21 protein-coding genes are annotated in these 22,288 nt (G+C 63.3%); 15 read left to right on the forward strand and 6 right to left on the reverse strand.

Translation table 11 applies throughout. The features are described from left to right. The first annotated feature begins 8 nt into the window (after nucleotides 1-8). The 4 genes from nirB to AB5Y53_RS15910 all read left to right on the forward strand — a co-directional run bounded on the left by nirB (nucleotide 9) and on the right by AB5Y53_RS15910 (nucleotide 5,136). Nucleotides 9-2,591, forward strand: coding sequence for a nitrite reductase large subunit NirB (gene nirB, locus AB5Y53_RS15895; RefSeq protein WP_368182530.1), 2,583 nt, complete (start codon nucleotides 9-11; stop codon nucleotides 2,589-2,591). A gap of 47 nt (nucleotides 2,592-2,638) precedes the next feature. After that, complete coding sequence (gene nirD / locus AB5Y53_RS15900) at nucleotides 2,639-2,998, forward strand: nitrite reductase small subunit NirD (RefSeq protein WP_042865446.1); 360 nt, start codon at nucleotides 2,639-2,641, stop codon at nucleotides 2,996-2,998. Nucleotides 2,999-3,142: 144 nt separating this feature from the next. Continuing rightward, the gene (locus AB5Y53_RS15905; protein WP_214004368.1) at nucleotides 3,143-4,234 is read left to right on the forward strand and encodes a PfkB family carbohydrate kinase; all 1,092 of its coding nucleotides are present in this window, start codon (nucleotides 3,143-3,145) and stop codon (nucleotides 4,232-4,234) included. Further along, nucleotides 4,228-5,136 (forward strand): pseudouridine-5'-phosphate glycosidase, encoded by a 909-nt coding sequence (locus AB5Y53_RS15910; RefSeq protein ID WP_039040336.1) that lies wholly within the window; start codon nucleotides 4,228-4,230, stop codon nucleotides 5,134-5,136. Before AB5Y53_RS15905 ends, AB5Y53_RS15910 begins: the two co-directional genes overlap by 7 nt. Before the next feature lie 179 nt (nucleotides 5,137-5,315). Here the strand turns inward: AB5Y53_RS15910 and AB5Y53_RS15915 are convergent, their stop codons facing one another. Further along, nucleotides 5,316-6,041 (reverse strand): carbonic anhydrase, encoded by a 726-nt coding sequence (locus tag AB5Y53_RS15915; RefSeq protein ID WP_039040335.1) that lies wholly within the window; start codon nucleotides 6,039-6,041, stop codon nucleotides 5,316-5,318. A gap of 645 nt (nucleotides 6,042-6,686) precedes the next feature. Between AB5Y53_RS15915 and AB5Y53_RS15920 the strand changes: the two genes are divergently transcribed. Both AB5Y53_RS15920 and AB5Y53_RS15925 read left to right on the forward strand, forming a co-directional pair. Then, nucleotides 6,687-7,442, forward strand: coding sequence for a DNA/RNA non-specific endonuclease (locus AB5Y53_RS15920; RefSeq protein WP_010675443.1), 756 nt, complete (start codon nucleotides 6,687-6,689; stop codon nucleotides 7,440-7,442). A 208-nt stretch (nucleotides 7,443-7,650) separates the two neighbouring features. Continuing rightward, nucleotides 7,651-7,998, forward strand: a complete 348-nt coding sequence (locus AB5Y53_RS15925; protein ID WP_103255340.1) for a DUF2541 family protein — start codon at nucleotides 7,651-7,653, stop codon at nucleotides 7,996-7,998. A gap of 31 nt (nucleotides 7,999-8,029) precedes the next feature. On the opposite strand, the gene mog is transcribed toward AB5Y53_RS15925, so the two are convergent. Continuing rightward, nucleotides 8,030-8,560: a molybdopterin adenylyltransferase gene (gene mog / locus AB5Y53_RS15930; protein ID WP_041212474.1), complete on the reverse strand. Its 531-nt coding sequence runs from the start codon at nucleotides 8,558-8,560 to the stop codon at nucleotides 8,030-8,032. 407 nt (nucleotides 8,561-8,967) lie between these two features. Between mog and AB5Y53_RS15935 the strand changes: the two genes are divergently transcribed. The 8 genes from AB5Y53_RS15935 to proX all read left to right on the forward strand — a co-directional run bounded on the left by AB5Y53_RS15935 (nucleotide 8,968) and on the right by proX (nucleotide 15,250). Further along, nucleotides 8,968-9,306: a DUF3135 domain-containing protein gene (locus AB5Y53_RS15935; RefSeq protein WP_010675440.1), complete on the forward strand. Its 339-nt coding sequence runs from the start codon at nucleotides 8,968-8,970 to the stop codon at nucleotides 9,304-9,306. Nucleotides 9,307-9,538: 232 nt separating this feature from the next. Next, nucleotides 9,539-10,336: a threonine/serine exporter ThrE family protein gene (locus AB5Y53_RS15940; protein ID WP_042014428.1), complete on the forward strand. Its 798-nt coding sequence runs from the start codon at nucleotides 9,539-9,541 to the stop codon at nucleotides 10,334-10,336. After that, nucleotides 10,333-10,458, forward strand: a complete 126-nt coding sequence (locus AB5Y53_RS15945; protein ID WP_264204142.1) for a hypothetical protein — start codon at nucleotides 10,333-10,335, stop codon at nucleotides 10,456-10,458. The genes AB5Y53_RS15940 and AB5Y53_RS15945 overlap by 4 nt, the downstream gene beginning before the upstream one ends. After that, nucleotides 10,455-10,922 carry a threonine/serine exporter family protein gene (locus AB5Y53_RS15950; protein ID WP_010675437.1) on the forward strand — a complete coding sequence of 156 codons (468 nt, stop codon included), beginning with the start codon at nucleotides 10,455-10,457 and terminating at the stop codon, nucleotides 10,920-10,922. Before AB5Y53_RS15945 ends, AB5Y53_RS15950 begins: the two co-directional genes overlap by 4 nt. Nucleotides 10,923-10,945: 23 nt before the next feature. Continuing rightward, complete coding sequence (gene folA, locus AB5Y53_RS15955) at nucleotides 10,946-11,437, forward strand: type 3 dihydrofolate reductase (protein ID WP_368182532.1); 492 nt, start codon at nucleotides 10,946-10,948, stop codon at nucleotides 11,435-11,437. Nucleotides 11,438-11,910: 473 nt separating this feature from the next. Continuing rightward, nucleotides 11,911-13,107: a glycine betaine/L-proline ABC transporter ATP-binding protein ProV gene (gene proV / locus AB5Y53_RS15960; RefSeq protein ID WP_041212476.1), complete on the forward strand. Its 1,197-nt coding sequence runs from the start codon at nucleotides 11,911-11,913 to the stop codon at nucleotides 13,105-13,107. Next, nucleotides 13,104-14,252 (forward strand): glycine betaine/L-proline ABC transporter permease ProW, encoded by a 1,149-nt coding sequence (proW, locus tag AB5Y53_RS15965; protein ID WP_368182533.1) that lies wholly within the window; start codon nucleotides 13,104-13,106, stop codon nucleotides 14,250-14,252. The genes proV and proW overlap by 4 nt, the downstream gene beginning before the upstream one ends. Beyond that, entirely contained in the window at nucleotides 14,249-15,250 is a 1,002-nt protein-coding gene (gene proX, locus AB5Y53_RS15970) for a glycine betaine/L-proline ABC transporter substrate-binding protein ProX (protein WP_368182534.1), read from the forward strand. The genes proW and proX overlap by 4 nt, the downstream gene beginning before the upstream one ends. A 96-nt stretch (nucleotides 15,251-15,346) precedes the next feature. Here the strand turns inward: proX and AB5Y53_RS15975 are convergent, their stop codons facing one another. The 3 genes from AB5Y53_RS15975 to AB5Y53_RS15985 are packed head-to-tail and all read right to left on the reverse strand — an operon-like array spanning nucleotide 15,347 to nucleotide 19,642. After that, complete coding sequence (locus AB5Y53_RS15975) at nucleotides 15,347-16,153, reverse strand: phosphoadenylyl-sulfate reductase (protein WP_045525747.1); 807 nt, start codon at nucleotides 16,151-16,153, stop codon at nucleotides 15,347-15,349. Beyond that, nucleotides 16,143-17,855, reverse strand: a complete 1,713-nt coding sequence (gene cysI / locus AB5Y53_RS15980) for an assimilatory sulfite reductase (NADPH) hemoprotein subunit (protein ID WP_048207036.1) — start codon at nucleotides 17,853-17,855, stop codon at nucleotides 16,143-16,145. Before cysI ends, AB5Y53_RS15975 begins: the two co-directional genes overlap by 11 nt. Next, complete coding sequence (locus tag AB5Y53_RS15985) at nucleotides 17,855-19,642, reverse strand: assimilatory sulfite reductase (NADPH) flavoprotein subunit (RefSeq protein ID WP_368182883.1); 1,788 nt, start codon at nucleotides 19,640-19,642, stop codon at nucleotides 17,855-17,857. Before AB5Y53_RS15985 ends, cysI begins: the two co-directional genes overlap by 1 nt. A 198-nt stretch (nucleotides 19,643-19,840) precedes the next feature. Between AB5Y53_RS15985 and AB5Y53_RS15990 the strand changes: the two genes are divergently transcribed. Further along, nucleotides 19,841-20,653: a PhzF family phenazine biosynthesis protein gene (locus AB5Y53_RS15990; RefSeq protein ID WP_368182535.1), complete on the forward strand. Its 813-nt coding sequence runs from the start codon at nucleotides 19,841-19,843 to the stop codon at nucleotides 20,651-20,653. A gap of 106 nt (nucleotides 20,654-20,759) precedes the next feature. Here the strand turns inward: AB5Y53_RS15990 and lysS are convergent, their stop codons facing one another. After that, on the reverse strand, nucleotides 20,760-22,238 hold the full coding sequence (gene lysS, locus AB5Y53_RS15995) for a lysine--tRNA ligase (RefSeq protein ID WP_223915917.1): 1,479 nt from the start codon (nucleotides 22,236-22,238) through the stop codon (nucleotides 20,760-20,762). Between the last annotated feature and the right edge of the window lie 50 nt (nucleotides 22,239-22,288).

Raw genomic sequence — 22,288 nt, forward strand, 5'->3', positions numbered from 1 at the left:
AGAGAGACATGACTGACAAAGAGCAACAGTGGGTGACAGGGGGCGGCATGGACCTGCTCGGTCGCCAGAACAGTGGTTCCGCCGACACGGCCGACAAGCAACGGCTGCTGGTGGTGGGCAACGGCATGGTGGGTCACCACTTCATCGAACAACTGGTGGCGGCGGGCGGCCTCGAGCGGTTCGACGTGACGGTGTTTGGCGCCGAGCCTGACGCCGCCTACGACAGGGTGCATCTGTCCGAGGTATTCGGCGGCAAGGCGCCCCAGGCCCTGCGCATGGCGGATCCCGCCTGGTATGAGGAGAGCGGCATTGCGCTGCGGCTGGGGGCCGAGGTGGAGGTGCTCGACCGGGCGGCCCGCACCCTGACGCTGGCCAACGGCGAGCAGTTCCCTTACGACCGTCTGGTGCTGGCGACCGGCTCTGTCCCCTTCGTGCCCCCCATCCCCGGCCATCAGCGAGAGGGCTGCTTCGTCTATCGCACCCTGGGAGATCTTGCCGCCATCCGCGATGCCTGCGCCCAGGCCCGCAGCGGCGTGGTCATCGGTGGCGGCCTGCTGGGGCTGGAGGCGGCCAACGCCCTGCGCCTGCTCGGACTCAAGACCCAGGTGGTGGAGTTCGCCCCAAGGCTGATGCCGGTACAGCTCGACGAGAGCGGCGGCGCCGTGCTGCGGGACAAGATCCAGGCCCTCGGGGTCGAGGTGCTGGTGGGGAAAGCCACCGAGTGCATCGAGCAGGGGGAGCAGGCCCGTCATCGCCTGCGTTTCAAGGACGGCACTCACATTGAGACCGATGTGCTGCTGTTCTCCGCCGGTATCCGCCCCGCCGACGCCCTGGCCCGGCAATCCGGGCTGGAGGTCGGGGAGCGCGGCGGCATCTGCATCGACGACGGCTGCCACAGCTCGGATCCCGCCATCCTCGCCATCGGCGAGTGCGCGCTCTGGCAGGGGCGCATCTTCGGCCTGGTGGCCCCCGGCTACCAGATGGCCCGGGCCGCCGTGGCCAGCCTGTGCGGTGGCGAGACCCGCTTTGTCGGGGCCGACATGTCCACCAAGCTCAAGCTGATGGGGGTGGACGTGGGCTCTATCGGCGATGCCCACGCCAGCACCGCCGGGGCCCAGGAGCTGCTGCTGCTGGACAGGGTCAAGGGCATCTACAAGAAGCTGGTGACCGACGGCGAGGGGAGCCGCCTGCTCGGCGCCATCCTGGTGGGGGACGGGGCCGATTACGAGCGGCTGCTGCAGTACTACCAGAACGGGGTGGCGCTGCCCCAGCCGCCGCTCTCCCTGCTGGTGGGGGAGGCAGGGACCGCTCCGGCACCCCTGGTGCTACCGGACAGCGCCATCCTCTGCTCCTGCCACAACGTGAGCAAAGGGGACGTGGTGGCCGCCGTTCGGGCGGGCAATCACGAGCTCTCGGCGGTGAAGAGCTGCACCAAGGCCGGCACGGGTTGCGGCGGTTGCAGCAACCTGCTCAAGCAGGTGGTGGATCAGACCCTGGCGGACCTTGGCGTCGAGGCGGACAAGGGGTTGTGCGAGCACTTCGCCTACGGCCGTCAAGAGCTCTATCACCTGGCCCGGGTCGGCGAGCTGAAGAGCTTCGAGGCGCTGCGGGACAAGCATGGCCAGGGGCTGGGGTGCGACATCTGCAAGCCGACGGTGGCCTCCATCCTGGCGTCCCTCTGGAACGAGCACGTGCTGGAGAAGCCCCACCGCGCGTTGCAGGATACCAACGACGCCTTCCTTGCGAACCTGCAAAAGGACGGCACCTATTCGGTGGTGCCGCGCATCCCGGGGGGGGAGATCACCCCGGAGGGGCTCATCACCATAGGGGAGGTGGCGCGCAAGTACGGCCTCTACACCAAGATCACCGGCGGCCAGCGCATCGATCTCTTCGGCGCCCGGGTCGACCAGCTGCCCGCCATCTGGGGCGAGCTGGTGGCGGCGGGCTTCGAGACCGGTCAGGCCTACGGCAAGTCGGTGCGCACCGTGAAGTCCTGCGTGGGCTCCACCTGGTGTCGTTACGGGGTGCAGGACTCCATGACCCTGACCCAGACCCTGGAGCACCGCTACAAGGGGCTGCGGGCGCCACACAAGCTGAAGTTTGCGGTCTCCGGCTGCACCCGGGAGTGCGCCGAGGCCCAGAGCAAGGACATCGGCGTCATCGCCACCGAGCGGGGCTGGAACCTCTATGTGTGTGGCAACGGCGGCATGCGGCCGCGCCACGCCGACCTCTTTGCCACGGATCTCGACGAGCAGACCCTGATCCGCTACATCGATCGGCTGCTGATGTTCTATGTGCGCACCGGGGACAGGCTGCAACGCACCTCGGTCTGGATGGAGAACATGGAAGGGGGGCTCGACTATCTCAGGTCGGTGATCATCGAGGACAGGCTCGGCATCGGTGCCGAGCTGGAGGCCATGATGGAGGGGATCGTCGGCACCTGGCAGTGCGAGTGGAAGAGCACATTGGCGGATCCGGACAAGCTCAAGCTGTTCGAGGCCTTCGTCAACCGGCCCGAGGACGAGACGCCGCCGCGCCGTGAGGAGCGGGGGCAATGGGTGCCGGATATCGCTGTCAAGGAAGTGGTATGAGCGGGGACAACGGGTTGCACGCCCGCCATCAATATCAAGGAGGTGGTATGAAGGATTTCAAGGAGGACACAGCACACCTTGAGCATGGGCAGTGGCACCGGGTGTGCGAGCTGGCGGCGCTGCCGGAGCAGGCCGGGCGCAGCGCCTGGCTGGAGGGGCGGGTACTGGCGCTGTTTCGCCTCGGGGAGCATGTCTATGCCCTGGACGGGGTGGACCCCCTGGCCGGCGTCGCCGTGCTGGGGCGTGGCCTGGTGGGGGATGCCGGTGGGGAGCCCGTGGTGGCCTCGCCGCTGTACAAGCAGCGCTACGCCCTGATGGACGGTCGCTGTCTGGACGATCCTGCCCTGAGCGTCGCCTGCTGGCCGGTGCGGCTGGAGGGGAGCGAGGTCTGGGTACAGCTGGGGTGAGTGGCCCATCTGAAAACCATGTTGTGATCGCCGGGCACTGCCCGGTGATTTTTTGTGCGCGACCCGACATTTCTTGTACGAGAGGATGGCGGGAAAACGTTTTTCGGAAATAATGGACAAACGTTTGTAACTGGATGTTTGTCTATGACGGAACGTGAGCAAGAGATCCTCGCCCTGCTGCGCCAGGATCCCATGATTGCCCAGCAGGAGCTGGCGGACAGGCTCGGCATCAGCCGTTCCGCGCTGGCGAGCCACATCTCCAGCCTGATGCGCCAGGGCTATGTGCAGGGGCGCGGCTATGTGCTGCGCGAAGGCCCCTACGCCGTGGTGATCGGCGGCGCCAACATGGATATCTGTGGCTGCAGCCACGACAACCTGCGCATCGGGGATTCCAACCCGGGCCGGGTACGCACCTCCGCCGGCGGGGTAGGGCGCAACATCGCCGAGAACCTGGCGCGCCTTGGCACCGACACCCGGCTGCTGACTGCGGTGGGCAACGATCAATACGGCCACCACCTGCTGGAGGTGAGCCAGCGCGCCGGGGTCGATGTGCGCCAGGTGCTGGTACTGGAGGGTCAGTCGACCTCCTGCTATCTCAGCCTGCACGATGGCAGCGGCGAGATGAGCTGCGCCGTCAACGACATGGGGATCATCGAGCAGCTCACCCCGGCCCGGCTCACCCCCCTGAGCGGTTTTCTCGGTGCGGCCCGGCTCTGGGTGCTCGACACCAACCTAGCCACCCACACCCTGGACTGGCTGTTCGAGCGCCAGGGGGAGCACATCATCTTCGTGGACACCGTGTCGGTGGCCAAGGTGGAGAAGATCCGCCCCTGGCTGCACCGCATCCACACCCTCAAACCCAATCGCACCGAGGCGGAGCAGCTGTGCGGCTTCACCATCGCCGGGCCCGACACCTGGCCCATGGCGGCGGCCTGGTTCCACCGCGCCGGGGTGCAGCGGCTCTTCCTGAGCCTGGGCGATCAGGGGATCTTCTATAGCGACGGGGCCTGCCAGGGCCATCTGCCCGTGCTCGGCAGCCCGGTCGTCAACGTGACCGGCGGCGGCGATGCCTTCATGGCAGGGCTGGCCCACGCCTGGTTGCAGGAGCAGGGCATCATGGAGACAACCCGGTTCGCCCTCGGTTGCGCCGCCCTCACCGTCAATTGTTCCGATACCGTCTTTTCCGGCCTATCCAAGGCCGCCGTTGAACGCATGCTGGAGGAGTACCCATGTTGAACGCTTACCTCGATATCCAACCTGAAGTTGCCGCCGCGCTGGCTGCCGGCAAGCCGGTGGTGGCCCTGGAGTCCACCATCATCTCCCACGGCATGCCCTATCCGCAGAACGTGGAGACGGCGCGCCAGGTGGAGCAGGTGGTGCGGGACAACGGCGCCGTGCCGGCCACCATCGCCATCATCGATGGCCGCCTCAAGGTGGGTCTGGATGCGGGGGCCCTGGAGGCGCTGGGCCGGGCCGGCCACGCCGCCACCAAGTGCAGCCGTCGCGACATCCCCTTCGTGCTGGCCAACAAGGGGCTGGGGGCGACCACGGTGGCCTCCACCATGATAGTGGCCGCCATGGCCGGGATCCGGGTGTTCGCCACCGGCGGCATCGGTGGCGTGCATCGCGGCGCCCAGGAGACCTTCGACATCTCCGCTGACCTGCAGGAATTTGCCCAGACCCCGGTGGCCGTGGTTTGCGCCGGTGCCAAGTCAATCCTCGACATCGGTCTGACTCTGGAGTACCTGGAGACTCAGGGGGTGCCGGTGATCGGCTACCAGACCGAGGAGCTGCCCGCCTTCTACACCCGGGAGAGCGGCTTCAAGGTGGATTACCGCCTGGAGAGCCCGGCGGCCATTGCCGAGGCGCTGCGTCTGAAGTGGGAGCTGGGGCTGGCGGGGGGCGCCGTGGTGGCCAACCCGATCCCGACACAGTTTGCCATGCCCAAGGCCGACATCGACGCCGCCATTGCCCAGGCACTGCGTGAGGCGGACGAGCAGGGGGTGAAGGGCAAGGCGTCCACCCCCTTCCTGCTGGCCCGGGTGTGCGAGCTGACCGGTGGCAACTCCCTGGCAGCCAATATCCAGCTGGTGCTGAACAACGCCGCCCTGGGGGCGCGCATCGCTGCCAGCCTGTGATCGGTCGTCCGGATGTGCGAGCTGACCGGCGGCAACTCCCTGGCGGCCAATACCAGCGGGTGTTGAGCAACATAGCCCAGAGGGCAAAGATTGCCGCCAGCCTGTAAACACCTTTGCGAAAGATGCAAAAGAGGGCCAACGAGCCCTCTTTTTATTGCGCAAATCGGTGAGATAACCCCTTATTCCAGCACCAGTCGCCCGTTGAGAGGCTGGACGGGGCGGTTGTTGGGGTGGTGCATCACCGCCTTGAAGGCATCGATCTGGGCCTGGCTGGCCTGGACCGGCTCCTTCATCACCAGCCAGCGCACTCCTTCCGAGCAGGGTGGGGTGGTCAGGGACCCGCTGAAGCGGTAGTAGTCGTGCTGGGCGGGCAGCAGTTGCTCTGCCGAGATGGGTTCCTTGAAGGCATGGATCTCCCCCGCCTTGGCTGGCAGCACCTGCCAGGCCTGGCTCAGTGCCCCATTGGCCTGGCCCGGCTCGAACATCACGGCGACCACCGCCAGCTCCCCCTTGTCATTGGCATGGACCAGGTGACCCTCCAGGGGGTAGGACCTGCCCTCGATGAGGTTTTCGCTGGGGGCGTGGAAGTGGAACTGCTTGAGTTCGAAGTGCATGCCGTCGAGCTCAAGTGTGCTGCCGGGGGCATAGTTGACCTGCACCGTGTGGCCGTTGTTGACCAGCGTCTTGCCACCCGCCTGATAGTGGAACTGCAGGGGGGCCAGATCGGCCTTCACCAGACCCGAGAGGTTGACCGGCGACTGGTTGCTGCCAGCACACTGGCCATATTCCGGGGTCAGGCTGGCCCATTTCGCCGGGCCGGCCTCGCCGCTGTATTCCCAGTGTGTGGTGGCGGCAAAGGCGGCAGGGCAGAGCAGCAGGGCGCCAGCCAGCAGGGACTTTTTCATCATGCATCCTTATCCTGATTGAAAAGCACGACCATTCCTGGCCTTCCGGCAGGAAGGCCTCGTCAATGGCATCGTTGGAAACGCAGGGTACGCGGTGCCAGACCGGATTAATTGTTATGAAAGGTCTGTCGTCATCGTTATTTGAAGCGTGGCATGAGGCGGCGCCATGATGTATTCCGGCAACGGGGCCCGCTTATTCATGGAGGAGAAATCCTGCGGGCATTTTTGCCATGAACGGCCCCCTTTCATGGCGCCCCAAATAGATGACGGGCTGATTCTAGAGGGCTTTTCATGGCTCCGTTTGATCTCGAGCAAACAAGCGCGGACTAATTATCGGGCTTGAGGATCCCTTATTTCGTTGGGATTTTTTCGATATTCCCTGGCCCGGCCAGGGGCGTGCGTGGCGGGAGCCGGGCGCTGCGCTGACAGAGTGCCTCGGTGTTGACCCCTTATCTCTCTGATAGTGCTGGAGAAATTCCCCCCTCAGCACAGTGACGGCGGGATGACAATCCCCCGGTTGGCGGCGCCTTGTTTGCGGTTTTGCCGTCCTCTTCACATTTCCGGATTGCTCGCTATTTGTGCGATTGCCTTACTCATCCGACCTGGTGTCAAATCACTCCGCCTAACACAAGGAGTGGCATAATAATGAATAATATCAATAAATTAGTTCTGGCTATCGGATTCACTCTCACCACCTTCCCGAGCCTGGCGGCGGGATTCCAGTGCGGGGAGCACGTCACCCTGGGGGTACCCGGTCAATCCAGTCAGCTGTTGTGCCGGGAGGGCTATGCCGCCGGGTACAACTACGACACTAAGGTCTCTGACTGGGTCTCTTACCGGATGACGGCCGCCAGCGCCCAGGGCCAGGTGCCGCGCAAGGATGCCTTCGCCGAGGACAAGGAGGTGCCGGTGCAGTTTCGCGCCACCCTGTCGGACTACAAGGGCTCGGGCTATGACCGCGGCCACCAGGCGCCGGCGGCGGACATGCGCTCCACCGCCAACACCATGAAGCAGAGCTTCCTGCTGACCAACATGACCCCGCAACTGCCGGCGCTCAACCAGGGGGCCTGGCGCATCCTGGAGGAGAAGACCCGGCAGTGGGCCATCACCTACAAGAGCGTGCAAGTGATCACCGGCCCCATCTTCACCCACTCCGATGGCGCCATCGGCAACGGCGTGACCGTGCCCCACGCCTACTACCGGGTGGTGATGGATCTGGCGGGCAAGCGGGCCATCGCCTTCATCCTGCCGCAAGAGAACGTCTCGGCCAGCAGGCTGGCGGACTATGTGGTGACGGTGGATGAGGTGGAGGAGCAGACCGGGCTCGACTTCTTCACCGAGCTGCCGGATGAGCAGGAAGAGGCTATGGAGTCGCGGCTGTCGGCCATGTGGGGCGGTTAGCGCGTCCGGCAGGGGTAACGGGGGCCCAGGCCCCCGTTACCCACACGGGCCTCCGGCCATTGTCATGGCCCCTGGTACAGGGCCAGTACAGCTTGGGTCTGGCATCGGGCCCTTATCATGACTCCTTTTTTCAGGAAGCATCATGTCAGCGCTGTTTTCCCTTTACTCCTTGTCCACTTTTGCCCGCGCGTTGCGCATCTGCGTACCCATGGCGCTGCTGGGGGCTGCTGTTCCCCCCGCCATGGCCGACGAGGATATCCGCTTGGGGCAGACCATTCTGCTCGGGGTCGGCGATCATCCCGCCATCATTCCCATGCTCGCCTGCCGACCGACCAAATCCATCATGGTCAAGGCAGGGCGGGAGTTGACCCTGGAGCGGGTCAAGGTGTTCTACGGCAACGATCGCAGCAAGACCCTCTATTTCGACAAGGTGTTGAAAGAGGATCAGGAGTCGGGGTGGCAATCCCTCGGCAGCCGACTCTGCATCAAGCGCATCGAGGTGTACGGCAATTCGGAAGGGAGCAGGGCCGGGGTCAAGGTGTACGGGCGTAAATAAGCAAAGGGCGGGGGAAATCCCCGCCCAGTGCTTATTTCTTCGGGCGGAACGGTTTGATGATGGCCTCGTCGCACTCGAGATAGGGCCCTTCCATCAGGTCGATGCAGTAGGGGATGGCAGGGAAGACCGCATCCAGGCACTCGCGGATCGATTTGGGCTTGCCCGGCAGGTTGACGATGAGCGAGCTGCCGCGCAGGCCGGCGGTCTGGCGCGACAGGATGGCGGTCGGCACGAACTTGAGGGACTCGGCCCGCATCAGCTCGCCAAAGCCCGGCATCATGCGATCGCACACCGCCTCGGTGGCCTCCGGGGTCACATCCCGCCTGGCCGGCCCTGTGCCCCCCGTGGTAACGACAAGGCAGCACTGCTCATCGTCCACCAGCCGAACCAGGGTCGCCTCAATCTGATCCTGCTCGTCGGGGATCACCTGATAGACGGGCTCCCATTCCGAGGTCAGGTAGGCGTTCAGGGTGTCGATGATGGCCTTGCCGGAGAGATCTTCGTAGATGCCTGCACTGGCGCGATCGCTGACGGTGACGATACCGATTCTTGCCTTGCTCATGGTCTGCCCTTGGTTGCCGCAATAAAGTGGTAAATAAAATAACATAATCAGTGAGATATGTTAAACCGCCGGATGGTACAAGGGGAGGGCGTCGAGCCAGGGAGAGAGTCGAATGAAAAACAATTTTGAGGAAAGTCCCTTAATAAGGCATAAGGCCGAGAAAAATGGTGCTGAAATTTTATAAAAAAACTGACGCAGGCCGGATTCGGTTAATTTCATGAATCATAAGGAATAAATGATCTTTTCCGCCAACAATGCGCAATCCGTGCCAAAAACCGGACTCCTGTGGCTCGGCGGTGAATGACCCAAAATCGCCACCATCCTATATAACCTTCCCTAGGGACAGTGAAATAGTGATGTGCCCGGCGTCGTTCCATTCCATGGGCGAGGTCCGGCCAGGAGGGTATATGGAGCTGCCTGATTTCGATACCCTGAAGTACTGGGCGCTGGCCGAGCCGGAGCGACTCGACGCGCTGCTGCACCAGCAGATAGAGACCCTGATCGCCCAGGTGGGGCCAGAGCGGCAACGTCGGTTGCGAGGTCTGCAATTTCGCATCGACTGCCAGCGCCGCCTGGCAAGAAACAACCTCGACAGCTGCATCCGGATAGCCAACATGATGCATGACTCCGTCTACGCCATGCGCCAGCACATTCTGGATCTGCAGAACGAATCTTGTCAGGAAATGGCAGAGCCCCCGCTGCCGGATAATGTGATAGCGTTTTCCAGTTATCTGAAACGGAAATAATTCACGGCCCTGTTCAAGATATAAAAAAACAGGGTATTTATTAATTTGTTTAACCCCTTCTCAAACAAGTTGTTAAGCAAGTTGGGTAAATTGTTTTTTATTTGCTGCAAATATTCCCCGGGCGGCTGAATAATAGTGACCAGTGTACGCAGTCCGATAGAGATGGATGAAGGTGTATTTATTTTGGGGTAATATCCAGACACATTTCATCTTGCTATGACTCAAAGGGATCATGAGAAGCATCACACCAGGAAGGGTGCTGTCGCGAGAGCAGCAGACGGAGATCACCCGGATCATCGTCAAGGCGGGCCAGATGCTGGCCCAGTTTGGGGCGGAGAGCCGCATCATCGAGCAGACCACGGTCCGCCTGGGCATGGCGCTCGGGCTGGAGAGCGTCGAGATGGCCATCTCTTCCAGCGCCATCGTCCTCACCAGTCTCTACCAGGGCAGTTGCGTCACCACCACCCGCCGGGTGCGGGAGCACGGCATCAACATGCAGGTGGTGTGCGAAATCCAGCGCATCTGCATCATGACGGAGAAGTCGCTTATCGGCGCGCGCGAGGTACGTCAGCGCCTCGAGGCCATCACGCCGTTCCACTATCACCCCTGGCTGGTGGTGCCCATGGTGGGGCTCTCCTGCGGTGCCTTCAGCCTGCTGTTTGGCGGTGACTGGCCCATCTTCCTGGTGACCTGCTGCTCGGCCTCGGTCGCCATGCGGGTGCGCCAGCTCATTGCCCGCCATCACCACAGCCCCCTCATCAACTTTGCCGCCACCGGGTTTATCGCCACCCTGCTCGCCTCCAGCGCCACCTTCTTCGGCTGGGGCGAACAACCCTATCTCGCCATGGCCGCCAGCGTGTTGCTGCTGGTGCCGGGGTTCCCGCTCATCAATGCGGTCTCCGACATGGTGAAGGGTTACTTCAACATGGGGCTGGCCCGCTGGGGCACGGCGACACTGCTGACCATCAGTGCAGCCATAGGGATCATTCTCGCCATGTCGGTGACCGGCATCTGGGGGTGGAAAGTATGAAGATCTTTGACGTTGTATCGACCCTGTTGATCGGGGCAAACCGGCTATCCATCAGCGCGTGGAACCATATCGGGATCATTCTCGCCATGTCGGTGACCGGTATCTGGGGGTGGAAGGTATGATGGAACTGCTCTGGCTGCTGGCCAAGGATGCCTTCTGGTCGGCCATTCCGGCGGTGGGCTTTGCCATGCTGTTCAACGTGCCGCCACGGATGCTCAAATATTGCGCCATGGGGGGCGCGTTGGCCCACAGCCTGCGTACCCTGCTCATCCACTACGGCATGCCCATCGAGTGGGCCACCCTGGCAGCGGCGACAACGGTCGGCTTTGTCTGTGTCTACTGGTCGCGCCGCTTGCTGGCACCACGCCCGGTGTTCAGCGTAGCCTCCATCATCCCCATGATCCCGGGCAGCTACGCGTTCAAGACCATGATCGCTATCGTCGAGCTCAATATCTCCGGGGTGACCATGGAGCTGCTTCAGAGCGCGGTGGAGAACGGCCTCAAGGCGCTCTTTATCGTGGGGGCCCTGAGTTTCGGTTTGGCGATCCCCTCTCTGGTCGTGTACCGTAACCGCCCCATTATCTGACGACGGTGCGAGAGGTTGACCCCATGATGATTTCCATGATTGCCGCCATGGCCCAGGACAGGGTGATCGGCCTGGACAACCAGATGCCCTGGCATCTGCCGGCGGATCTGGCCCACTTCAAGCGTGTCACCCTGGGCAAGCCGGTGCTGATGGGGCGCAAGACCTTCGAGTCCATCGGACGGCCGCTGCCAGGCCGTCGCAATCTGGTGATCAGCCGCAACCCCGACTACCGGGCCGACGGCGTGGAGGTCATCGACTCGGTGGAAGCGGCGCTGGCGCTGCTGGCGGGCAGCGATGTGGCCGAGCTGATGGTGATCGGGGGGGGGCATCTCTACGGCCAGCTACTGCCACGGGCCGACAGGCTCTATCTGACCCGTATCGATCTGGCGGTGGAGGGGGATACCCGTTTCCCGGCCTTCGACGAGGGCGACTGGTCGTGCATCGAGCGCGAGTCCCATCACCCCGACGAGAAGAACCCCCATCCCTACTGTTTCGAGATCTGGCAGCGGCGCTGAGCCCTCTGATGCCATGAAGAGCCCCTTGCGACAGCCGGGGGCTTTTTTGTGCCCTGTTGCCGCAAAGAGAAGAGCGCTGAACCGACATTGCTGAAGATGCCTGAAGCAATATCCAGAATGCGTGACATTAAAATGATTAGTTATGTAATTAATAAGCCATTCATCGCTCCGATGGGCGCAGTCGTCCCCACCCTCTCTTTTCGCCTGCTGCTAACGCCTTTTAATCATTAATGAAATGTGCTGAAAGTGCATCGCTACTGTGGCGACCCTGTCTGTTATAGGCGTTTTTATCGTGATTTAATGGATTTTTATGAATGAAAATAACCAATAAAAATCAATGAGTTAAATTTAACCTTTCTAGGTTGGCTTCAATTGGTTCTTTTGTTTGGGTGTGAAATTGCTTAGTGTTAAAAGTAATTGGCTCACGTTCGACGGTTTGCCAGGCAAGGCGTCGGCCAAGAAAAAAGGACAATATGACAGTCAAACTCGAGGTCAAATCCCTCTACAAAATCTTCGGCGATCAGCCGGATAAAGCGTTCAAATTGCTGGCGAAAGGGCATGATCGCGCCAGCATCCTGAAAAAGACCGGACAGACCCTGGGGGTCCAGGATGTCAATCTGGCCATCAACGAAGGGGAGATCTTCGTGGTGATGGGCCTCTCCGGTTCGGGCAAGTCCACCCTGGTGCGTCTCTTCAACCGGCTGATCGAGCCGACCCGCGGCCAGGTGCTGATCGATGGCGAGGACATCGCCGCCATCTCGGAGCGCGAACTGCGCCAGGTGCGCCGCAAGAAGATCAGCATGGTATTCCAGTCCTTCGCCCTGATGCCGCACCTGAGTGTGCTGGAAAATACCGCCTTCGGGCTGGAGCTGGCCGGTGTACCGCTGGCGGAGCGCCAGCAGAGCGCCCGTCAGGCGCTCCATCAGGTGGGGCTGGGACAGTGGATAGAGGCTTATCCGGATGCCCTCTCCGGCGGCATGAAGCAGCGGGTCGGGCTGGCCCGGGCCCTTGCCAATGACCCCGACATTCTGCTGATGGACGAAGCTTTCTCCGCGCTGGATCCCCTGATCCGCACCGAGATGCAGGACGAGCTGCTCAAGCTGCAGGCCAGTCAGCAGCGCACCATCGTCTTCATCTCCCACGATCTGGACGAGGCGATGCGCATCGGCGATCGCATCGCCATCATGCAGGATGGCCAGCTGGTGCAAGTGGGCACCCCGGACGAGATCCTGAACCAGCCCGCCAACGACTATGTGCGCGCCTTCTTTCGCGGGGTGGATCTGGCCCATGTGTTCAGCGCCCGCGATGTGGCCAGCCGCAAGCAGGTGCCCCTCATCAAGAAACACACCACCGACGGGCCGGGCAACGCCCTGCGCCAGCTCAAGGAGCTTGAGCGGGAGTTCGGCTACGTGGTGGATCGCAGCCGCCGCTTCCTCGGGGTCGTCTCGGTGGAGTCGCTCGGTCAGGCGGTCAGGGCCAAAGGCAGCCTGGAGCAGGCGCTGCTGGCGGACATTCAGCCCATTCTGGCGGACACCGCCCTCAATGAACTGATCAGCCAGGTGGCGGCCGCTCCCTGTCAGGTGCCCGTGGTCGAGGAGGATGGCACTTACCTCGGCCTCATCTCCAAGGCCAATCTGCTCAACACCCTGGACAGGAGTACTCCGGCATGAAGCTGATGAATCCCCATTTCTTGCTGAGCGGGCTGCTGGCCCTGGTGCTGCTGGCGAGCCCTTCTCTGCGGGCCGATGAGGTGGCGGCAGACCCCTGGAGCGCGCCTGCGTCCGCCGAGGTGACCGATCCCTGGGGCAGTACCGACACCCAGGCCACCGACTGGCAGAACCAGATCGAAGCCGCCGACACCACAACCGCCATCGACTGGCTGGATCCTTTCCAGCAGGCGCTGGTGCCGCTGGATACCTGGGTGGAAGGGGGCATCGGCTGGCTGGTGGAGAACCTGCGGCCGCTGTTCCAGCTGATCCGCGCGCCGGTGGAGCTGACCCTGAACGCCATGACCCATCTGCTGCAGACGGTGCCCTCTACCCTGATGATGGGGCTCCTGACCCTGATCGCCTGGCAACTGGTGAACGGCCGCATGGCGCTAGGCACGCTCGTATCTCTTGTGGGGATCGGGCTCATCGGGGCCTGGTCCGATGCCATGGTGACCCTGTCCCTGGTGCTGACCTCGCTGTTCTTCTGTGTGCTGCTGGGGTTGCCCACCGGCATCCTGCTGGCCCGCAGCGAGCGGCTCTCCACCTGGACCCGGCCGCTGCTGGATGCCATGCAGACCACCCCGGCGTTCGTCTACCTCATCCCCATCGTGATGCTGTTTGGCATCGGCAACGTGCCCGGGGTGGTGGTGACCGTCATCTTCGCCCTGCCGCCCATGATCCGGCTCACCATGCTGGGCATTCGCCAGGTGCCCACGGATCTGGTGGAGGCGGCCCACTCGTTCGGTGCCAGCCCCTCCCAGCTGCTGTTCAAGGTACAGCTGCCGCTCGCCATGCCCACCATCATGGCCGGGGTCAACCAGACCCTGATGCTGGCGCTCTCCATGGTGGTGATCGCCTCCATGATCGCGGTGGGGGGCCTCGGCCAGATGGTGCTGCGCGGCATCGGCCGGCTCGACATGGGGCTCGCCTCCATCGGCGGCCTCGGCATCGTGCTGCTGGCCATCGTGCTCGACCGCCTCACCCAGGCGATGGGGCAACCGGATCGCACCCGTACCGGCCGCTGGTATCAGCACGGCCCCGCCGCCCTGCTGCTGCGCCTGGCCGGTCGTGACAAGAAAATCGATTACAAAGGAGTAAATGCATGAGACAGACCACCAAAGGATTGACCCTGGGCACATTGCTGCTGAGTACCCAACTGCTGAGCCCGCTCGCCATGGCCAGCGCCGAGTTGCCGGGGGAGGGGGTTCGCGTTCAGCCCCTGCAGAGCTCCTTGCCGGAAGAGGCCTTCCAGAGCCTGCTGGTGAGCAAGCTGATGGGGCGTCTGGGTTACGATGTCCAGCCCGCCCAGGAGGTGGACTACAACGTGGCTTATGCCTCGGTGGCCCAGGGAGACGGCACCTTCCTCGCGTTCAACTGGGTGCCGCTGCAGGACAACAAGTACGAGCAGGCGGGGGGCGACAAGGTGTTCTTCCGTGAGGGCACCTATGTGGCCGGTGCCGCCCAGGGGTACCTCATCGACAAGCAGACCGCGACCCAATACGGCATCACCAACCTGGGCCAGCTCAAGGATCCCGAGGTGGCGGCGCTGTTTGACGGGGATGGCGACGGCAAGGCCGACCTCATCGGTTGCAACCCCGGCTGGGGCTGCGAGGGGGCGATCAACCATCACCTCGATGCCTTTGGTCTGACCCCCACGGTGGCCCACAAGCAGGGCAATTACGCGGCGCTGATCGCCGATACCCTGGCTCGCTACCAGGCCGGCAAGCCGGTGCTCTATTACACCTGGACCCCCTACTGGCTCAGCAGCGAACTGGTGCCGGGCAAGGATGTGGTGTGGCTGGAGGTGCCCGCCGATGCCAAGGATGCGGCCAAGACCCGGCTGCCGAACGGCAAGAACTACGGCTTTGCGGTGAACACCATGCACATCGTTGCCAACAAGCGGTTTGCCGAGGCCAATCCGGCCGCCGCCAAGCTCTTCTCCATCGTCAAGCTGCCGCTCAATGACATCAACGTGCAGAACGGCCTGATGAACAAGGGGCAGAACAAGCCGGCGGACGTGGAACGTCATGCCGATGCCTGGCTCAAGGGCCACGAGGCGCTGGTGAACGACTGGCTGAATCAGGCGCGCGCCGCCGCCATGTAATGAGGGGCGGTACATCACCCTTTTGCGCAAAGAAAAACGCCCTGCAGTTGCCGGGCGTTTTTTTGTGGGCGCAGCACATGGCCGGGCCGCGGGGGATCAGATGCCGGAGCCGTCGCTCTCGCCACCTTCCTCATGCAGGCCGCACTCGCGCTTGAGGCCGAAGAAGCGGGTCTGCTCCTCGCTCATGCCGGGCTCCCACTTGGCGGTGGTGTGCACGTCGCCGACCGAGAGGTAGCCCTGCTCCCACAAGGGGTGGTAGGGGAGGTCGAACTCCTTGAAGTAGTAGAAGACGTCCTTGTTGCTCCAGTCGATCACCGGCAGGAACTTGAAGCGACCGCGCTGGATGGCCAGCACCGGCAGCTTGCCCCGGCTGCCGGACTGCTCCCGGCGCAGGCCCGAGAACCAGGTGCGGGCACCCAGCTCGTTCAGGGCGCGGTCCATGGGCTCCACCTTGTTGAGCTGGTTGTAGCGGGTGATCCCCTCCACCCCCTGCTCCCACAGGAGGCCGAAGCGGGCCTCCTGCCAGGCCGGGCTGAGTTCGGCCCGGTAGATCTTGAGGTTGAGCGCGAGACGCTCGGTCAGTTCGTCGATGAAACGGTAGGTCTCGGGGAAGAGGTAACCGGTGTCGGTGAGCACCACGGGCACGTCGGCCCGCTCGCGGCTCACCAGGTGCAGCATGAGCGCCGCCTGGATGCCGAAACTCGACGACAGCACATGCTCCCCCGGCAGGTTGGCCAGGGCCCAGCGCACCCGCTCGGGGGCGCTCATGGCGTCCAGCGCCCGGTTGAGGGGGGCCAGCGCCTCGACCTGCTCCTCCCGGCCCAGGGCCAGGAGGGCGTCGAGGTCGAGCCGGCCGTCGGCGGTGCGCGCCAGCCGGGCTGTATCAGTCTGTTCAGGCTGCATAGAAGTCCCTCGCGGAGTCGATAACCGGGGCGATGATGCCGGCGCGAATGACAAAATCGCCGAAGCACTCGTCCGGGTTGCGATCCTTGGCCCAGCGGCCGATCAGGGCGTCCAGTTCGGCCAGGATCTGCGGCTCGGTGATGTTCTCCAGGTGCAGGCGCGGGATGCGGGTCCCCTCGAGGTTGCCCCCCAGGTGCAGGTTGTAGCGACCCGGCGCCTTGCCCACCAGACCCACTTCCGCCAGCATGGCGCGGCCGCAGCCGTTGGGGCAACCGGTGACCCGGAAGATGATGGCGTCATCCGCCAGGCCATGCTTGGCCAGCAGCCCCTCGATGTCGGTGACGAAGGCAGGCAGCATGCGCTCGGCCTCGGCCATCGCCAGGGGGCAGGTGGGCAGGGCCACACAGGCCATGGACTGCTTGCGCTGCTCGCTCACGCCGTCATCCAGCAGACCGTACTGGCGCGCCAGCGCCTCGATGCGTGCCTTCTCGCCGGCAGGCACGCCCGCGATGATGAGGTTCTGGTTGGCGGTGAGGCGGAAGTCCCCCTGATGCACCTTGGCGATCTCCAGCATGCCGGTCTTGAGGGGCTTGCCCGGGAAGTCCAGCAGGCGGCCGTTCTCGATAAACAGGGTCAGGTGGTGCTTGCCGTCGATCCCCTCCACCCAGCCGAAGCGATCGCCACGGCTGGTGAATTCATAGGGGTGAACCGGCCCGAACTGGATGCCGGCGCGGTTCTCCACCTCGGCCTTGAAGGCCTCGACCCCCACCCGTTCAAGGGTGTACTTGGTCTTGGCGTTCTTGCGGTTGACCCGGTTGCCCCAGTCGCGCTGGGTGCTGACCACGGCGGCCGCTACCTCCAGCACGTGGGAGAGCGGAATGAAGCCAAAGTCGCTCGCCTTGCGCGGGTAGGTGGTGGTGTCGCCGTGGGTCATGGCCAGACCGCCCCCCACCAGCACGTTGAAGCCCACCAGCTTGCCGTGATCGGCAATGGCCACGAAGTTGAGATCGTTGGCGTGGATGTCCACATCGTTGTGGGGCGGGATGACCACGGTTGTCTTGAATTTGCGCGGCAGGTAGTTGGAGCCCAGGATCGGCTCCTCGTCACCCCCCAGCTTCTCGCCATCCAGCCAGATCTCCACGTAGGCGCGGGTCTTGGGCAGCAGGTGCTCGGAGATCTTCTTGGCCCACTCGTAGGCCTCCTGGTGCAACTCGGACTCCACCGGGTTGCTGGTGCAGAGCACGTTGCGGTTCACGTCCCCCGCGGTGGCGATGGAGTCGATACCTGTGCTGTTGAGGGTCTGGTGCATCAGCTTGATGTCGCGCTTCAGTACCCCGTGGAACTGGAAGGTCTGGCGGGTGGTCAGGCGGATGCTGCCGTACATGCTGTGCTCTTCGGCGAACTTGTCGATCACCTGCCACTGGGCCGGGGTGATGATGCCGCCGGGCAGGCGGGCGCGCAGCATGACGTTGTGCAGGGGCTCCAGCTTCTGGGCGGCGCGCTCCGGGCGGATGTCGCGGTCATCCTGCTGATACATGCCGTGGAAGCGGATCAGCTGGAAGTTGTCGCCGTTGAAGCCGCCGGTGAGCGGGTCCTGCAGATCTTCGGCGATGGTGCCGCGCAGGAAGTTGCTCTCGCGCTTGAGGCGTTCGTTGTCAGCCAGCGGCCCTTCGACCGGTCCCGGAATAAGTTGTTTGCTCATCAATAGACATCCCTTTGATAACGTTTGGCACGACGCAATTCGCTCAGATACTCTTCTGCTTCCTCACGGCTCTTGTGGCCGTGTTCCGCAATCACTTCCAGCAGGGCTTCCTGCACATCCTTCGCCATGTGGTTGGCGTCGCCACACACATAGAAGTGAGCGCCTGCTTCCAGCCACTGGTAGAGCTCAAGCCCTGCCTCGCGCAGGCGGTCCTGCACATAAATCTTGTTGGCCTGATCCCGGCTGAAGGCCAGGGAGATCTTGGACAGCAGGCCCGATTTCACATAACGCTGCCACTCCACCTGATAGAGGAAGTCCTGGGTGAAGTGGGGGTTGCCGAAGAAGAGCCAGTTCTTGCCCTCTGCCCCCTGTGCTTCCCGCTCCTGCAGGAAGGCGCGGAACGGAGCAATGCCGGTGCCCGGGCCCACCATGATGACGGGGGTATCGGGATTGGCGGGCAGACGGAAGTTGTCGTTGTGCTCCACGAACACCCGGACCTCGGCATCTTCCGGCAGACGGTCCGCCAGATAGGAGGAGGCGCCGCCGCTTCGCACTGTGCCATCTTCTTGGCGGTAGCGCACCACGCCGACGGTCAGGTGCACCTCTTCTTCCACCTCGCTCTGGGCGGAGGCGATGGAGTAGAGGCGGGGGGTGAGGGGGCGCAGCAGTGCGATCAGTTGATCGGCACTCAAGGAAGCCGGGAAGCGTTTCAGTACGTCCACCACTTGAGCAGAGGCGACCAGGGCGTTGACCTGGGCCTTGTCACCGGCCAGATCCTTCAGCGCCGCGTTGTCCGTGATCTCGGCGAGGCCAGTGATCAGGCCCCCGTGCAGCCGGGTCAGTTCGTAGTGACGGGTCAGCGCCTCACGCAGGCTGCCATGGGGGGTGGCCTCGTCACCGGTCAGACCGGTCAGGGCCAGCACTTCCCCCACGAGATCGGCGTCGTTGTCGAACCAGATACCGAGCGCATCCCCCGGTTGATAGGTGATGCCGGACTCTTCCAGGTTGATCTCGATGTGACGGATGTCCTTGGTGGAGTCGCGGCCGGTGATCTTCTGCTTCACCGAGAGTCTGGCCGGGAAGGGGTTCTCCTTGTTGTACTGGCTGTGGCCGACGGCGGCCTGCACCGAGCCCGCCACGCTGGCGGTCGCGGCGCCGGCAGAGAGGGTGGCGGCGACCGCCGCAACGGCCTGCTCGCCCCAGGCCTTGGCGGCATCCTGATAATCCACATCGAGGCTAGCTAGCTCATGGATGCGCTCGGCCCCTGCCTTGGCGAGGAAGCCATCGAAATCCTTGCCGGTCTGGCAGAAGAACTCATAGGAGCTGTCACCCAACCCCAGCACGGCAAACTTGAGCCCTTCCAGCTTGCCGACCTTGCCTTTTTTAAGCTGCTCGAACAGATCGACGGCGCTCTCGGGGGGCTCCCCCTCCCCGTAAGTGCTCACTACCACCAGCAGGTGGCTCTCTTTCTTGAGCTGCTTGGGTTTGTAGTCCGCCATGGAGGTGAGGGTCACCGGCAGGCCGCGGGCCTCGGCCTGGGCCTTGATGGCGCTGGCCACGCCCTTGGCATTCCCGGTCTGGGAGCCGTAGAGAATGGTCAGGCTGCCGCCGGGTGCCGCGACTTCTGCGCCTGCGCTCGCCACGGGCTGGACGCCCGCCTGGGAGAGGCCGTAGAGATAACCGCTGACCCAGGCCAGTTGCTGGGTATTGAGGGTGGTGAGAACTTGGTTGAGCTGGCGCTGCTGTTCGTCAGAGAGCGGGCTCAGGGTGGGGGCTGTCAATGGCATCACACATGTCTTCCATGGTCTGATTTTTGGTCAGGGTAAGGGGTGTAATGAATAACAACAAAGAATAAAAATATCTTCTTTATGCGATTTATGAATTTATAAAGCCAAAATCCATCTCAGCCCCGGGGGGGCCGTGATATAAAAATGGCCTTGCCGAGCCCCCTGTCCCGGTGATCTCTCATGCCCCAAGGAGCAACCATGTCCCGTCTCTATCATGTCAACGCCTTCAGCCATCACCCCTTCGGAGGCAACCCCGCCGTGGTGGTGCTGGGGGAAGCGCGGCCCGACGCCGAGCTGCAGGCCATGGCAGCGGAGTTCAACCTCTCTGAGAGCGCCTTTCTGACCCAACTGGGGGAGGGGCATTACGGGTTGCGCTGGTTCACCCCGCAAGTGGAGGTGGACTTGTGCGGCCATGGCACCCTGGCGGCGGCCCATGTGCTGTGGCAGACGGGGGAGGTGTCAGGGGATCTCCCCATCCGCTTCGCGACCCGCAGCGGCGAGCTGGTGGCCAGGCGCGAAGAGAGCTGGATCTGGCTCGACTTCCCGCGTATCTCTCTGGCTCCTCTTGAGCTGGATCCTGCCTATGGGGCGGCTCTTGGCTACCAGCCGCTGCGCACACTGGCGGCCGGGGCCAAGTTCCTGCTTGAGCTCGCCAGCGAGGAAGAGGTCCGCGCGCTCACCCCCGATTTTCACGCCCTGCGGGCGCTGCCGGGCCGGGGGATCATGGTGACGGCGCCGTCGAGCCGGAAGGAGGACGACTTCGTCTCCCGCTACTTCGCTCCCTGGGTCGGAGTGGACGAGGATCCGGTGACCGGCTCCAACCACTGCGCCCTGGTGCCCTTCTGGGCCGAGCGGCTCGGCAAACGGCAATTGCGGGCCCGCCAGATCTCGGCCCGGGGCGGGGATCTCAGGCTGGAATTGCAGGAGGGGCGGGTGCTGATGGCGGGCCGTGCGCTGACCCTGTGGCAGGGGGAGTGGCTGCTGCCGCCTGTCGCACCAGCGGACCGATGACCGCTCGTCACGGTGTGACTTCTGCATAAAAAAACGCCCCGCAATTACGGGGCGTTTTGATTGCCATGGACGGCAGCGTTTTGCTGCGGCCCTGTTTCTGCGGCGCTTACTTTTGTGGACGCAAGGCCGGGAACAGGATGACGTCGCGGATGGTGTGGCTGTTGGTGAACAGCATCACCAGACGGTCGATGCCGATACCTTGACCGGCGGTCGGCGGCAGACCGTGTTCCAGCGCGGTGACGAAGTCGGCGTCGTAGAACATGGCTTCGTCGTCCCCTGCGGCTTTCTGGTCAACCTGGGCCTGGAAGCGCTCGGCCTGATCTTCCGCATCGTTCAGCTCGGAGAAGCCGTTGGCCAGCTCGCGACCGCCGATGAAGAACTCGAAGCGGTCGGTGACGTCCGGGTTCTGGTCGTTGCGACGGGCCAGCGGAGAAACGGCGGCCGGGTACTCGGTGATGAAGGTCGGTTGCAGCAGCATGTGCTCCACGGTCTCTTCGAAGATCGCGGTGATCACGTGGCCCAGTTCCCAGCTTTTCATCAGCTCGATGTGCAGGCGTTTGGCGACAGCGGTGGCCTTCTCCAGGGTTGCCAGATCGTCACGGGTCACATCCGGGTTGTACTTCAGGATGGAGTCAACCATGGAGAGGCGCTGGAACGGCTGACCGAAATCGATGGTCAGACCCTCTTCGCCCTCTTTGGCGTAACGGATCTTGGTGTCGCCCAGGATGTCTTGCGCCAGGGTGCGCAGCATCTCTTCGGTGAGATCCATCAGGTCGATGTAATCGGCGTAGGCCATATAGAACTCGAGCATGGTGAACTCGGGGTTATGGCGAACGGAGATGCCTTCGTTGCGGAAGTTGCGGTTGATCTCGTAGACACGCTCGAAACCACCGACCACCAGACGCTTCAGATAGAGTTCCGGAGCGATACGCAGGTACATGTCGATGTCCAGCGCATTGTGATGGGTGATGAAGGGACGTGCGGAAGCGCCACCCGGGATGACTTGCATCATGGGGGTTTCCACTTCCATGAAGCGCTTGTCATTCAGGAACTTGCGAATGCCTGCCACCACCTTGGTGCGGGTCACGAAGGTCTTGCGGGACTCTTCGTTGGCGATCAGGTCCAGGTAACGCTGGCGGCAGCGGGCTTCCTGGTCGGTCAGACCCTTGTGCTTCTCGGGCAGCGGGCGCAGGGCCTTGGTCAGCAGGCGGATGGTGGAGACGTGTACGGAGAGCTCACCGGCGTTGGTGCGGAACAGGGTGCCCTCGACACCGACGATGTCACCCAGATCCCACTTCTTGAACTGCTCGTTGTAGAAGCCTTCCGGCAGGTCGTCACGGGTCACGTAGATCTGGATCTTGCCAGCCATGTCCTGCAGGGTCGCGAAAGACGCCTTGCCCATGATCCGGCGGGTCATGATGCGACCGGCAATCTTCACCTGTTTACCCAGGGCGACCAGTTCGTCATTGCTCTTGTCGCCGAATTCGGCGTGCAGATCGCCGGAGAGGCTGTCACGACGGAAATCGTTGGGGAAGGGGTTGCCCTGGGCGCGCAAGGCGGCCAGCTTGGAGCGACGCTCAAGCATCTCGTTGTTCAGTTCGAGAGTCTGGTCGACTTCCGGGGTGGTGGTTTGTT

The organism is Aeromonas sp. R7-5 (assembly GCF_040908015.1).
In the GTDB taxonomy this organism is placed as follows: Bacteria; Pseudomonadota; Gammaproteobacteria; order Enterobacterales; family Aeromonadaceae; genus Aeromonas; species Aeromonas caviae.

Excerpts from the sequence above, each read along its gene's own strand:
- proV (WP_041212476.1), top strand. The coding sequence starts at position 11,911 with ATGACAGTCAAACTCGAGGTCAAATCCCTCTACAAAATCTTCGGCGAT.
- AB5Y53_RS15945 (WP_264204142.1), top strand. The coding sequence starts at position 10,333 with ATGAAGATCTTTGACGTTGTATCGACCCTGTTGATCGGGGCAAACCGG.
- AB5Y53_RS15985 (WP_368182883.1), bottom strand. The coding sequence starts at position 19,642 with ATGCCATTGACAGCCCCCACCCTGAGCCCGCTCTCTGACGAACAGCAG.
- cysI (WP_048207036.1), bottom strand. The coding sequence starts at position 17,855 with ATGAGCAAACAACTTATTCCGGGACCGGTCGAAGGGCCGCTGGCTGAC.
- proW (WP_368182533.1), top strand. The coding sequence starts at position 13,104 with ATGAAGCTGATGAATCCCCATTTCTTGCTGAGCGGGCTGCTGGCCCTG.
- proX (WP_368182534.1), top strand. The coding sequence starts at position 14,249 with ATGAGACAGACCACCAAAGGATTGACCCTGGGCACATTGCTGCTGAGT.
- AB5Y53_RS15905 (WP_214004368.1), top strand. The coding sequence starts at position 3,143 with ATGACGGAACGTGAGCAAGAGATCCTCGCCCTGCTGCGCCAGGATCCC.
- AB5Y53_RS15975 (WP_045525747.1), bottom strand. The coding sequence starts at position 16,153 with ATGCAGCCTGAACAGACTGATACAGCCCGGCTGGCGCGCACCGCCGAC.
- mog (WP_041212474.1), bottom strand. The coding sequence starts at position 8,560 with ATGAGCAAGGCAAGAATCGGTATCGTCACCGTCAGCGATCGCGCCAGT.
- AB5Y53_RS15915 (WP_039040335.1), bottom strand. The coding sequence starts at position 6,041 with ATGAAAAAGTCCCTGCTGGCTGGCGCCCTGCTGCTCTGCCCTGCCGCC.
- lysS (WP_223915917.1), bottom strand. The coding sequence starts at position 22,238 with ATGCTTGAGCGTCGCTCCAAGCTGGCCGCCTTGCGCGCCCAGGGCAAC.
- AB5Y53_RS15940 (WP_042014428.1), top strand. The coding sequence starts at position 9,539 with ATGAGAAGCATCACACCAGGAAGGGTGCTGTCGCGAGAGCAGCAGACG.
- nirB (WP_368182530.1), top strand. The coding sequence starts at position 9 with ATGACTGACAAAGAGCAACAGTGGGTGACAGGGGGCGGCATGGACCTG.
- AB5Y53_RS15950 (WP_010675437.1), top strand. The coding sequence starts at position 10,455 with ATGATGGAACTGCTCTGGCTGCTGGCCAAGGATGCCTTCTGGTCGGCC.
- folA (WP_368182532.1), top strand. The coding sequence starts at position 10,946 with ATGATGATTTCCATGATTGCCGCCATGGCCCAGGACAGGGTGATCGGC.
- nirD (WP_042865446.1), top strand. The coding sequence starts at position 2,639 with ATGAAGGATTTCAAGGAGGACACAGCACACCTTGAGCATGGGCAGTGG.
- AB5Y53_RS15920 (WP_010675443.1), top strand. The coding sequence starts at position 6,687 with ATGAATAATATCAATAAATTAGTTCTGGCTATCGGATTCACTCTCACC.
- AB5Y53_RS15910 (WP_039040336.1), top strand. The coding sequence starts at position 4,228 with ATGTTGAACGCTTACCTCGATATCCAACCTGAAGTTGCCGCCGCGCTG.
- AB5Y53_RS15990 (WP_368182535.1), top strand. The coding sequence starts at position 19,841 with ATGTCCCGTCTCTATCATGTCAACGCCTTCAGCCATCACCCCTTCGGA.
- AB5Y53_RS15935 (WP_010675440.1), top strand. The coding sequence starts at position 8,968 with ATGGAGCTGCCTGATTTCGATACCCTGAAGTACTGGGCGCTGGCCGAG.
- AB5Y53_RS15925 (WP_103255340.1), top strand. The coding sequence starts at position 7,651 with ATGGCGCTGCTGGGGGCTGCTGTTCCCCCCGCCATGGCCGACGAGGAT.